This is a genomic window from Sphingobacterium sp. Ag1, from assembly GCF_000988325.1.
Classification (GTDB): domain Bacteria; phylum Bacteroidota; class Bacteroidia; order Sphingobacteriales; family Sphingobacteriaceae; genus Sphingobacterium.
In genome coordinates this window covers 12,807-25,754 of record NZ_LBGU01000044.1, presented here as the reverse complement: position 1 = coordinate 25,754, position 12,948 = coordinate 12,807, and the positions used below count along the sequence as shown (strand labels likewise).

The 12,948-nt window shown below is 38.8% G+C and carries 10 protein-coding genes; 7 read left to right on the top strand and 3 right to left on the bottom strand.

Features of this window, described 5'->3' with window-relative positions:
• Positions 1-19 precede the first annotated feature (19 nt).
• From AAW12_RS20980 to AAW12_RS20970, 3 genes are all read left to right on the top strand, one after another.
• Positions 20-1,615, top strand: a complete 1,596-nt coding sequence (locus tag AAW12_RS20980; RefSeq protein WP_046675651.1) for an ABC-F family ATP-binding cassette domain-containing protein — start codon at positions 20-22, stop codon at positions 1,613-1,615.
• Between the two features lie 287 nt (positions 1,616-1,902).
• Positions 1,903-3,639: a GMC family oxidoreductase gene (locus AAW12_RS20975; RefSeq protein ID WP_046675650.1), complete on the top strand. Its 1,737-nt coding sequence runs from the start codon at positions 1,903-1,905 to the stop codon at positions 3,637-3,639.
• 4 nt (positions 3,640-3,643) lie between these two features.
• Complete coding sequence (locus tag AAW12_RS20970; protein WP_046675649.1) at positions 3,644-4,276, top strand: gluconate 2-dehydrogenase subunit 3 family protein; 633 nt, start codon at positions 3,644-3,646, stop codon at positions 4,274-4,276.
• A gap of 53 nt (positions 4,277-4,329) precedes the next feature.
• Here AAW12_RS20970 and AAW12_RS20965 read toward each other — a convergent pair whose 3' ends face one another.
• On the bottom strand, positions 4,330-5,229 hold the full coding sequence (locus tag AAW12_RS20965; protein ID WP_046675648.1) for a flagellar motor protein MotB: 900 nt from the start codon (positions 5,227-5,229) through the stop codon (positions 4,330-4,332).
• Positions 5,230-5,332: 103 nt separating this feature from the next.
• On the bottom strand, positions 5,333-5,857 hold the full coding sequence (locus tag AAW12_RS20960; protein WP_053003898.1) for a hypothetical protein: 525 nt from the start codon (positions 5,855-5,857) through the stop codon (positions 5,333-5,335).
• A 477-nt stretch (positions 5,858-6,334) separates the two neighbouring features.
• On the opposite strand from AAW12_RS20960, the gene AAW12_RS20950 reads away from it, so the two are divergent.
• The 4 genes from AAW12_RS20950 (at position 6,335) to AAW12_RS20935 (ending at position 11,391) form a co-directional block, all read left to right on the top strand.
• A complete protein-coding gene (locus AAW12_RS20950; protein WP_046675646.1) occupies positions 6,335-6,709 on the top strand; it encodes a hypothetical protein in 375 nt (124 codons plus the stop codon).
• A 65-nt stretch (positions 6,710-6,774) separates the two neighbouring features.
• Positions 6,775-8,748, top strand: coding sequence for a transglutaminase domain-containing protein (locus AAW12_RS20945; protein WP_046675645.1), 1,974 nt, complete (start codon positions 6,775-6,777; stop codon positions 8,746-8,748).
• Positions 8,745-10,646, top strand: a complete 1,902-nt coding sequence (locus AAW12_RS20940) for a DUF3857 domain-containing protein (RefSeq protein WP_046675644.1) — start codon at positions 8,745-8,747, stop codon at positions 10,644-10,646. The genes AAW12_RS20945 and AAW12_RS20940 overlap by 4 nt, the downstream gene beginning before the upstream one ends.
• Before the next feature lie 73 nt (positions 10,647-10,719).
• Positions 10,720-11,391 (top strand): HAD family hydrolase, encoded by a 672-nt coding sequence (locus AAW12_RS20935; protein WP_046675643.1) that lies wholly within the window; start codon positions 10,720-10,722, stop codon positions 11,389-11,391.
• 154 nt (positions 11,392-11,545) lie between these two features.
• Here the strand turns inward: AAW12_RS20935 and AAW12_RS20930 are convergent, their stop codons facing one another.
• Positions 11,546-12,937, bottom strand: a complete 1,392-nt coding sequence (locus tag AAW12_RS20930) for a sigma-54-dependent transcriptional regulator (RefSeq protein ID WP_046675642.1) — start codon at positions 12,935-12,937, stop codon at positions 11,546-11,548.
• Positions 12,938-12,948: the final 11 nt, after the last annotated feature.

The following is a 12,948-nucleotide window of genomic DNA, read 5'->3' as shown; positions in this document are numbered from 1 at the left end:
ACATTTAAAGAATTTCAACATGCTTTCATTACAACAACTTTCCTATAGACATCCAAATAAAGATTTATTGTTTGAGAACATAAATCTGCACATAAACGCGCAAGAGAAAATCGCACTGATCGGTCACAACGGCGTTGGAAAATCAACGGTATTGCAACTGATTGCCAAAGAATTATCGCCGACCAGCGGGAGCATACATAATAGCGCTAGCACCTATTATGTCCCTCAGGTTGTTGGACAATTCGAGCATAAGACGGTGGCTGAAGCACTTAGAATCGATAAAAAATTGAATGCTCTTTATGCCATATTGGCCGGTGATGCGTCTGAGGAAAATTTCAATAGACTTCAAGATGACTGGGCTTTGGAAGAACGTTGCCAAGAGGCTTTCAAACAATGGGATCTGCCCAACATAGATTTGGCTCAGCAAATGTCTTCCCTCAGTGGTGGACAAAAAACGAAAGTTTTATTGGCCGGAATCCAGATTCATCGATCCGAGCTTATTCTTCTTGATGAACCGAGCAACCATTTGGATATGGACAGCAGAACACGACTATACGATTGGATTCAATCAAGCAAAAACACTATAGTCGTTGTCAGCCACGATAGAACCCTGCTTAATTTACTGGATGACATGGCTGAAATGGTCCCAAATGGTATCAAGCGATATGGGGGTAATTATACCTTTTACGAGGCTCAAAAGGAGATCGAACGCCATGCGTTGCAACACGATATCCACCACAAGGAAAAAGCGATCAAAATCGCAAAAGAGAAAGAAAGAGAAACAATCGAGCGCCAAAACAGACTAAACAACCGTGGTCAAAAAAAGCAGGAGAAGGCAGGTGTAGCACGTATAATGATGAATACCTTACGTAATAATGCTGAAAAGAGTACTGCCAAAATAAAAACTGTACACCAGGACAAAATTGGAGATATCAGATCGGATCTTCAGGAACTTCGTGGTTCGCAATCCGCATTGGATGAGATTAAAATAGATTTGGGAAACAGTACTTTTCCTATAGGAAAAAGCATGATCAAGGCCGAAAACATCAATTTCAGCTATGGCGCAGCGCAGCTTTGGAAAGATAACATGAACGTTCAACTATTCAGTGGAGACCGTATCGCACTCCAAGGCCCGAACGGATCTGGCAAAACAACATTGGTCAAACTCCTTCTCAACCAACTAACCCCTGAGCAAGGAAAAATTGAGCGCCAATCATTTCATGCCATCTATTTAGATCAGACGTATTCCATCTTATCTTCACATTTAAGTATTTATGAGCAAGCGCAGCAATTCAATACCGCCGCACTACCTGAACATGAAATCAAAATTAGACTCCATCGCTTCCTATTCGGAAGAAACGATTGGGACAAAATGTGCCTGCTATTGAGTGGCGGTGAAAAAATGCGTCTGATATTATGCTGTCTCACCATTCAGCGACAGTCCCCCGATTTGATTATCCTTGATGAGCCAACAAACAATCTGGATCTTCAAAATATCCTCATTCTGACCAGAGCAATTCAACTTTATAAAGGTACCCTGCTCGTCATTTCACATGATGAAGTGTTTCTACAAGAAATCCATATTAACAAAGTCATCAAATTAAAAAACTTCTAAGAGATAACGCCGTGTATTTCGTCGTAACGAAATACACGGAATATTTAGTATCGCTCGCCATAAAATTTTAATAAAACAGGGTATTTTTTGTAACAATCCCATATTCTTTATTTAAAATCTGCTAAATCGATAAATTAAATTAAAAAAAACAAATTTTTATCGATATATTCACGATGATTTTAAACATGAAACAATAACCATTAAATTAATTGAACCTTCTCATTTACATAGTAAGCCTTCAGGCAAATGTATCGTACGGGCCATTCAATTAATTACTTCATTTAATTATGTCAGATTATCAAATTAAAGAAAATCCCGAATTATTTGACGCCATCGTAGTTGGTTCTGGCGCAGGTGGTGGTATGGCAGGTTATATACTTGCACATGCGGGGCTTAAAGTATTGATGCTGGAAGCAGGTCCTTTTTATGACCCAGCAAAAGATTCGTTACAATTACGCTGGCCTTGGGAATCTCCAAGAAGAGGTGCTGGTACCACAAGACCATTCGGAGATTTTGATGCAGCCTTCGGTGGCTGGCAGATCGAGGGCGAACCCTACAGCAAAGTAGCGGGAACTGAATTTGAATGGTTTAGAGCACGTATGCTGGGCGGCAGAACCAACCACTGGGGTCGAATTTCGTTGCGTATGGGACCTGACGATTTCAAGCCAAAGGATGGAGTAACGGATGAATGGCCTATTACTTATGAAGAGGTTAAGCCATTTTATGACCGTGTAGATCGAATGATCGGAATATATGGCACGGCAGAAGGTATTCATAATGAACCCGATGGTATTTTTATGAAACCACCTAAGCCACGCTTAAACGAACTATATATTGCAAAAGGTGCAAAAAAAGCTGGAGTTCCAGTGATTCCCGGAAGAGGGGCCGTGCTAACCGAAGTATCAAAAGATATTAAAGATCGAGGTACCTGTTTCTACTGTGGGCAATGTGGTCGTGCATGTAAAGTTTATGGGGACTTTTCCTCTTCATCTTGTCTGGTTATTCCAGCGATGAAAACGGGTAACCTAAAGGTGATAGACAATGCAATGGTAAGAGAAGTCATTACAAATGATGAAGGAATTGCAGTTGGTGTTTCTTATGTAAACACCAAGGATTTACAAGAATATACCGTTAAGGGAAAAACCGTTATTTTGGGTGCTAGTGCCTGTGAAAGCGCGCGGATCATGTTAAATTCCAAATCAAAATCGCATCCTGGGGGTGTTGGTAATAGCAGCGGTTTAGTCGGAAAATATCTCCACGATTCTACGGGGGCCAGTTTATCAGGCTTTTTACCACAACTACTTGACCGGAAGCGTTATAATGAAGATGGCGTTGGAAGTGTCCATATTTATTCGCCATGGTGGGAAGATAATGCCAAATTGAACTTCCCTAGAGGTTACCACATCGAATACGGCGGTGGTTTACATATGCCCTCTTATGGATTTTTGAATTTGGTACCGAAAGTAAATGACCATGTTAAAAATTCAGCTGGAACGTCAAAGGCCAAAGGCGGTTATGGTACTGCATTAAAAGAAGATTTCCGCAGCTATTATGGTGCAAATGTTGGCATGGCAGGACGCGGAACGGCATTGGCAAGAAAAGACAATTACTGTGAAATTGACCCCGATAAAGTCGACAAATTCGGAATTCCTGTGCTACGTTTCAACTACAAATGGGCTAATGAAGAAATCGCACAAGCCAAACACATGCAAGAGACATTTCAGTCTATTATGCACGAAATGGGCGCTGTAATTACTTCTAAAATACCCGGAGCAGATACATTGTACGGCCTAGAAGCTCCTGGAAAAATTATTCATGAAGGCGGAACCACAAGAATGGGAAATGACCCGAAAACCTCCGTATTGAACAAATGGGGACAAGCCCACGATTGTAAAAATCTCTATGTCGTCGATGCGGGACCATTTGTACAACAAGGTGACAAAAACCTGACCTGGACAATACTCGCTTTATCGATGCGAACAGCAGAATATATACTTCAAGAAAAGAAAAAATTAAACGGTTAAAAGCATGAATAGAAGAGAATCTTTAAGAGCATTAGGATTAATTGCAGCTGGATCTGGTCTTTTAACCGCAGCCTGCAATTCAAAAGATGCTAAAAATGCAGCAGCAGACAATGGCAAAAAATTACCTGGAGTCCAGGATTTTGAATATGAACGCACAAAACAATTATACACCGAAAAGTTTTTCGACGAACATGAAATGGCGACAATCACTGTTTTGGCTGACATTATTATTCCTAAGGACAATATTTCAGGAAGCGCTTCGGAAGCGGGAGTACCCGATTTTATCGAATTTATTGTAAAAGATTTGCCTGATAATAAAATCCCGATGCGCGGCGGACTTCGTTGGCTCGACCTCCAGTCCAAAAAGCGTTACGGAACAGTATTTATCAAATGTAGCGCAAAAGATCAACTTGCGTTGGTAGATGATATCGCCTACCCTGATTTGGCAAGGCCAGAAATGAAACAAGGTGCCGCCTTCTTTTCATTGATGCGCAACCTGACTTCTTCAGGATTTTACACCAGTGAAATGGGTGTAAAAGATATTGGCTATGCCGGAAATAAACCTGGAGTCTGGAATGGTGTACCAGATGATGTATTAAAAGAACACGGCTTTGATCCAAGTAAATTCTTTGGATAATAAAAAAATCCTTTCCATTTTGGAAAGGATTTTTTTATTTACCTAATTAAAATCTATTGTGCCGATGGTACCTCGGTAGCCTCCGGGGCCTTATCAATCAACTCCATAAATTGATCCAATTTAGGGGTTATAATAATCTGCGTTCTTCGATTCCGTTGCTTACCTAGCGCGGTCGTATTATCTGCAATTGGATTATATTCTCCTCTACCACCTGCAGTTAAGCGCTTCGGATCCACACCGTATTTATTTTGTAAAGCCTGTACTACAGAAGAGGCTCTCAGCGTACTTAAATCCCAGTTATTCCGAATATTAGGTTTAGAAATTGGATCCGTATCAGTATTACCTTCAATCAAAACTTCATAATCTCTATAATCCTGGATAATTTTCGCAATTTTGCTTAACGTCTGATCGGCTCTATCATTAATTTCATAGCTACCGGATTTGTAAAGCATGTTATCAGCAAGTGAGATATAAACGACCCCTTTTAATACCTGTACATCAACTTCCTGCAGTTCCTCACGGCTAAGTGATCTTGTCAAATTATTTGTCAATACCAGATTCAAGGAATCGGATTTGTTTTTCGTCTCAACGAGATGCTTAATGTATTTATTTGAAGCGTTAATTTCATCAACCAGCTTAGAAATATTAATATTTCCCTGTGAATTCTGATTAATACTGTTGTCGAGCGATTTCTGCAAAGCAGCATAAGCCGATCGGAGGTCCGCATTATTTTGTCGTTCGGAAGCCAACTGATCTTCTAAACTCTTGATCCGTGTCCGGCCTTCAGCTAATTGAAGTTGTCCATCCTGATATTGCTTGGTCAATTGACTGTGCTCCGTTTGCAATTTACTATAGTCGGACTGTAAACCAGCATATTGCTTTTTGCTGACACCACATCCGACAACAAACAAACTGGCCGTTAATACAGTCATTGGAAAAACTAAATTCTTCATGATATACTCTTTTTGTAGATGTTGAACTAATTCATATAGCAAGATACGCAATATTCTAGCCAAAATACCCCACAGTCTTGTCAAATTAACAACCTTTAACGTCCTATTGGGCTAGCTCCTTCAACTCTGTAGCGCTAAATACTTGCCCACCTTTAAGATAAGGATTGGCGCCTTTGAGATAATTATAAATAATTGATTTAGCCTCTTCATTGGGTAATTTATAAAGGTTTTTAACCAGGAAATTTTTATCCTCAAGGATATTATTGTTGTAGCCCAAAAAAGAAGGCGCATGCACCTGTACGCTCCAACGTATAAAACGCGCTTCAATATGATTTGGATTTTCCTTAATCACTTCTTCCAAATGCTTTTTCCCCTCTTTGAATTGCCCAACTTTCTTAAATGGATTGCCGATATGTTTCGCTAACAGTATTTGATAGGCGGCTAGATAGGCTTTCTCTGTCGGCGATTTGGCACCTTCGGTCAACGTCTCCAAATTATGTTCACACAGATCCTCGTCCTTCACGGCCTCCGCATATTCTTTTCGAATTTTCTCCATATTCACCTGCTGGCCAAGCCCAACTTTTGTTAAAGTGAATAGAACAATTGTCAATACTATTCGTGTTATCATAATTATAAATCAGGCTATTTCAACAATTTCAATTTCCGACTTAAATTACTAAAAAAATCGAATCCAACTATTAATTTTCAATTATCATACCATAAAGGCCAAAATTCATGTCATTGTATCGCCACAGCTAGCCTTAAAAAAGAGAAAAGTCTTTTTTAAAGTATATTTTTAAAGCAATTTTGCTCCATGAAACTGATTTTAGAAACAAGCCCAGTCTGGTTAAAGGTGATTTTGTCAATTCTATTTGGTGTGATATTAGGCTGCTTTTTAGGGGAAATAGTTTACACCTTATTACAGGCATAAGCTCTTCATCATAATCGATATCCCGCCCTTTACCCGAGGATCTGCTGAATTTTATGCCTACAGATAGACCGCTTATTGCGGTCATTTGAATAGACCACTAAGTTTCATTATCCTTGCCAAAAATCAAATTATTTTTGCTATATTGCTTATACCAATATAAATTTAAAGCGAGCTATGGAGACTAAAGCAGAGTATCAGATTTGGGACACTATTGTGAATAGCGCAAAAACTAAATTCGATTATAAGCATATTCGTGCTATGTTCAAAAAGGAAGATGACGAAATAACCGATAAGTTTCTATTCCATATTATTGCAGGATTTGCCTGTGGTGAAAATCATCAGACCATCTCAACCAATCTTTTCAATGAATTACAAAGTATTCATTTTGAATGCAATGAAGAACAGATCGACCGGTTTATCGCCGATAAGCACGTAAAATTCAGTCCTGAAATCTACGCCACCTATCTTGCATTCTCTATGCTGGAAGATGGTGAAGATGTCGATAACATCACCGAAATCATTAATAATCTTTTGAAACTAGATAAATAATTATCCGGAAGTATCGTTTAATTTTGGCTAAAAACTTATATTCGTGAATTATTACACCTATAGTTATGCGCCAGTTTTTAACGCTATTTTTAATATTTTCTATTTATACAAATAGTATAGCCCAAACTTTTGACTTTGGTAAAGTTTCTATTTCAGATTTTTCACGAACAGACCTGGATAGCAATGCCAATGCAATCGTACTCAATGAGTTTGGACGGAGCTCTGTCTTTGTTGATGATTATGATAATCGCGTAAAACTTCAACATGAATACCATGTACTTATCCGGATCAATAACAAAGAAGGGTTTAAAAAAGCTAATTTTGAAATTCCCTCGTATAAACGCGGAAGTTACATACGTGACTATTTTGACGAACTAAAGGCTGTTACGTATAACTTAGAAAATGGTAGGATCGAGAAAACAGAGCTTGAAAATAAAAAAGTTTTCAAGGAAAATTACTCAGCCTATCTGGATCTTAATAAGTTCACCCTTCCGAATATTAAAGAAGGATCTATTATCGAAGTGTCCTATCGCACGCTGGAGCAGGATTTATTTAATTTCAAGACATGGGAATTTCAAGACGATATCCCCAAAATACAAAGCCAATATATCGCCATTATTCCTGCTTCTTTTTCCTACAATGTAGTTTTACGAGGTCCTTACAAGCTTACCGATCAAAAAGCCGAAGCACTGAAAGAATATATTTTCCTGGATGGACTGCGAATGGACTGTTCAAAATTGACCTATACCATGAAGAACATCCCCGCATTTATGGAAGAGGACTACATGACTTCGCCAACCAATTTCAAATCTGCAATCTATTATGAGCTTGAATCAATCTTTTATCCAAGTACTGGTAGCAAGAAGACATTTAGCAAAACCTGGAAAGACGTCGATACAGACCTCATGAATGAAAAGGCTTTTGGAGGTCAATTAAAAAAAACAGACTTATTCAAAGCCCATTTAGCAACAATTGTATCGCCTACTGACACCAAATTAGAAAAAGCAAAAAAGATATATAACTATATCAACAAACAAATAAAATGGAATAATTATTTAGGTAAATATGCTGAAACTGGTATTGAAAAAGCATTGGAAAAACGAACCGGCAATATCGGGGACATCAATTTAGCACTGGTAACCGCGCTATTAGCGGCAGATCTGGAGGCCTACCCTATAATTCTTTCAACACGCCGAAACGGTACACCTAACGCCTTATTTCCAGTATTATCCGACTTTGACTATGTCATCGCTTGCGTAGATATAGATGGCGTAAAATTTAAATTAGATGCCTCCAATTCATACCTACCTTTTGGACAGCTGCCTTTACAATGCTTAAATGAACGGGGAAGAATTATCTACTCCAGAAAAAGCTCAGACTGGTTTCCGCTTACGGTAGAAGAATCTTCCGATGTCAACCACATATTGGAGGGAGCTTTAGATGAACAATCTAAAATTAAGGGAAAACTGACCATAAGCAGCAGTGGCAACAAAGCCTTCTTAAAACGTCAGCATATCGCCAAATTCAATTCTTTGGAGGAATATTGGGAAAAACTAGACGAAGAAATGCCCAATATCACGTTAACTAAATCAAGTATCCAAAATCTAGCGAATATTGATCAACCATTGATAGAAGAATTTGACGTCGTCCTAGATGTCTCCAAACAAATGGAACAAGACGTATTGGTATTGGCGCCCAATATTATTGACAGGATTTCCTACAACCCCTTTAAAGCACAGGAAAGAACTTATCCAGTCGATATGGGCTTTAAATCAAAAACGCAATACACAATCAAATTGACAATCCCCGATCGCTATGAAATTGTTGAAAAACCTCAAAATGCATCGTTAGCACTACCCGAATCAACTGCAAAATATAGATACGTCACTCAAATCAATGGCAATCAACTTGAGATTCTGCAGAGCCTGGCGTTTAACAAACCCATCTTTTCAGTCGATGAGTATTTTTCGCTCAAAGAATTGTATTCACGTATTATTCAACAACAAAAACTAGACATAAAATTAATCGGTAAAAAATGAAAATCTTATTCGTCAACTTATTCTACTTCCTGCTTCCGATCGTCGCAACTGGGCAAGATAATTACGACGTCGCCAATATCCCAAGTACACTAAAGAGCAGAGCTGTAGCAACTGTGCGCAATGATAAAACTGTGGTAGAAATGAAATCTCCCGAACAAGTCATCACAACCATAACCTGTGCCATAACTGTGTATAATAAAAACGGGGACCATTACGCCACGCTCCCGGTATATTATAATAAATCCACGGAAATCAAGAGTCTGAAGGGGGCTATCTATAACGAAATGGGGATATTGCAAAAGAAAATTGCAACGAAAGATTTCAAGGATATTAGCGCTGTGGACAACAGCACGATGTTTGCCGATTCCCGTGTAAAATTATATACACCTGATTACCATAGCTATCCTTATACAGTCGAATACCAATACGAAGTTAGAAGTAAACAAAACTTGATCATTCCCTCTTGGACTCCTGAAGTGTCCAATAATGTATCTGTAGAAAAAAGTAGCTTTCAATTTATTGCACCAATTGGCACAGAATGTCGAATTGAAACAACGAATTATAAAGGAAGTATCAAAGAAGAGAAAAATGACAAAACGGAAAGTAAAACATGGAATGCTGAACAGATCGCTGCAAAAAAAGATGAATCTTATAGCCCCAACCCTAACCTGAAAAGAACAAACGTACTCATTGTTCCCAAAAACTTTATTTATTATGGTAAGACAGGGAATTTTGGGGATTGGAAAGAATTTGGCCAATGGGTATCCAATAGCCTATTGAACAAAAAAGAAGATTTGACGGAGGCGTCTAAACAAAAATTCATAGCATTAACCAAAGATGCTGGCTCAGATAAAGACAAAGCAAAGATCCTATATAATTACTTACAAAAAAACACACGTTACATCAGTATCCAAATCGGTATTGGGGGCCTGGAGCCATTTCCTGCCTCTGAGGTTGACCGCCTAGGGTATGGTGATTGTAAAGCACTGGCGAATTACATGCGAAGCATGTTGTCGGCCGTCAATATACCTTCTTATTACTGTATTGTCGAAGCAGGCAAACGCAAAGAAAGTTTTCACAAAACCTTTGCAAATGCCCAGGACGGGAATCACGTCATCTTATGCATTCCATTCAAAAATGATACGACCTGGCTGGAATGCACGAGCCAAAATCTTCCATTCGGTTTTCTTAGCGACTTTACCGACGATAGAGATGTCGTTGCCTGTACCGAAAATGGTGGAGTTATCATGCATACGCCGAAATACGTTAACTCAACCAACCTTCAATTGCGCTATGCCGACCTAAAACTTTCGGAAGATGGAAGCATCCAAGGTACCTTAAACACCAAGTTCTACGGAACCCAATATGAGAACCATATGGACGTGCTTTTAGCCAGCAATAATGATAAGAATAAACTTCTCACGGATTACTATAATATAGACAACATCAATTTTAATCAGGTAAACTATATTGAACATAAGGAGGAAAATCCATTTATCGAGGAGAACCTGAATATTTTTATTAAAAACTATGCGGTGAAAAATGGTAATAAACTTTTGATCCAGCCTAATTTATTCAATACACACTCCAGCATTGCAGAAAGTAGAAATAGAACGGAAGATATTTTCATTGAGAGAGGCTATGCCGATATCGACAGCATTAGTATTGCCCTCCCAGAAAATATGCTCAAAAACATAACTCCTGAGAAGAAAGTTATTGAGAAACCCTTTGGAAGGTATGAATTTAGGTCAGAAATGAAAGACAATAAACTATTCACCTACAGAAAATTGGAACTTTTTGAAGGCAGTTATCCTGCCAATACATATGAAGACTTTTTCCAATTTCATAATGAGGTAAGCAGCTGCGACAAGGGACGCTTTAATCTAAGCTTTCTCTAGTCGGAAGAAAATATTTACCAGAATATGAAGGAGTAAAATCGATCAAACAAGGCAATTATTGTATATTAGCTCAATGACAGAATACGCAGCGATATTTGACATGGACGGTGTTATCAGCCACACCAACCCTTTCCATGCGGAAGCTTTTAGAGCTTTTTTTAAAAACCACAATGTACAACAGGCGACAGAAGAGGAATTTGAGCAGCATATGTATGGTAAGCATAATAGTTACATTATGCAACATTTCTTTCAACGTCCGATATCCCCTGAGGAACTGCGGACCCTTGAATTTGAAAAAGAGCAGCTTTTTAGAGTGATTTATAAAGAACACGTTGCCCCTATAAAGGGCTTAATTGAGTTTCTAACGGAATTAAAAAATGACGGTTTTAAGCTTGCTGTGGCGACTTCTGCTCCCCAAGAGAATATGGATTTAATTCTGGACGAATTGAATATACGCCAACTCTTCTCTTCCACACTGAGCAGCGAAGATGTAAAACTACATAAGCCACATCCTGAGGTTTACCTAAAATCTGCAGAAAACCTGCAAATTCCTGTTGACCGCTGTATTGTTTTTGAAGACTCTTTTTCTGGTATTACCGCAGCGAAAAATGCCGAAATGAAAGTTGTTGCCGTACTTTCAACACATAAAAAAGAAGAATTGCCTGTAAGTGATGATTATATAAATAATTATACAGAAATATCAGTTGCCAATGTAAAGGCCATTTTAAAAACACAAGAATTATAATTTGGTTGTGGGTGCCGACACTTATTCCGATGATTCAGATGTCTTCGCTCAATACCGATAAAAAAAGAGATTCTTTGAAGAATCTCTTTTTTTATACCATGTGTTTAAGCTAAATCTGCGTTCACAGCTGCTAAACTAAATTTCCACGAAATGATTAATCTCTTTTTAGACCAAACTTCTCTATTTTACTATACAGGTGGCTACGTTGAATATCAAGATCATCGGCCGTCTTGGAGACGTTCCAATTATTTTTTTCCAATTTATATTTTATAAATTCTTTCTCCGCATGATCTTTATAATCTTGAAACGAATCAAAGGAGTCCATATCTAATCCATAATTCGTTGCGCCTTTTTCATGGGCTATACCGTTGACCGGTTCACGAGAAGGATTAGCAAATGCGACAACATCTTTATCTGTGATAGATCGATCACTCAAAATAATTAACCGTTCAATCATATTGCGCAATTCCCGAATATTACCTGTCCAAGGAAGATGGCTCAATTCCCGCATGGCAGCAGCCGTAATTTCCTTTACAGGTATCCCGTATTCCATACAGATTTCTTCACAAAAATTTGTTGAAAGCAGGGGAATATCATCCACACGGTCGATCAAAGCAGGCACATGAATCAAGATTACCGACAGGCGGTGATACAAGTCCATTCTAAAATTACCTTCTTCAATTTCCTTCAAGAGATCTTTATTGGTCGCAGCGACTACCCTGACATTGACGTCAATTTCTTTGTCGCCTCCCACTCTGGTGATTTTATGTTCCTGTAACGCCCTTAACACTTTAGCTTGAGCGGATAGACTCATGTCTCCGATCTCATCCAAGAACAATGTTCCGCCACTCGCTTGTTCAAATTTTCCGATACGCTGTTTAATCGCGGATGTAAAGGATCCTTTTTCATGTCCGAATAATTCAGATTCAATTAGTTCGGAAGGTATCGCAGCACAGTTCACTTCAATAAGGGGTCCCTGCGCGCGATTCGATTTCTCATGCAGCCAACGTGCCACAAGCTCCTTTCCAGAACCATTTGCTCCGGTAATCAATACACGGGCTTCCGTTGGAGCTACGCGATCAATTGTCTCTTTAATACGTTTGATTGCCCCAGACTCACCCAATATATCTTTTGTTTTCGAACTGCTAACTTTCCGTTTCAGTACCTTGGTTTCGGTGACAAGGGAGCTTTTATCCAGTGCATTCCGTACTGTGATCAATAATCTGTTCAGGTCTAGCGGTTTTTCTAAAAAGTCAAACGCTCCTTTTTTCGCTGCTTCAACAGCTGTTTCAATCGTACCATGTCCAGAAATCATAATAAAAGGGATGTCCGGGCTGCTTTGATGTGCTTCCGCCAAAACTTCCATCCCATCCATCGTATTCATCTTGATATCACAGAGCACAAGATCTATTTTTTCCTTTTTTAAAATATCTAATCCATCCCGGCCATTGTCGACATCTAAAATCGTATAATCTTCATATTCCAAGATATCACGCAACGAACTTCTGATGGCGCGCTCATCATCAATGATTAAAATTGTACTCATAAATCGAGAGT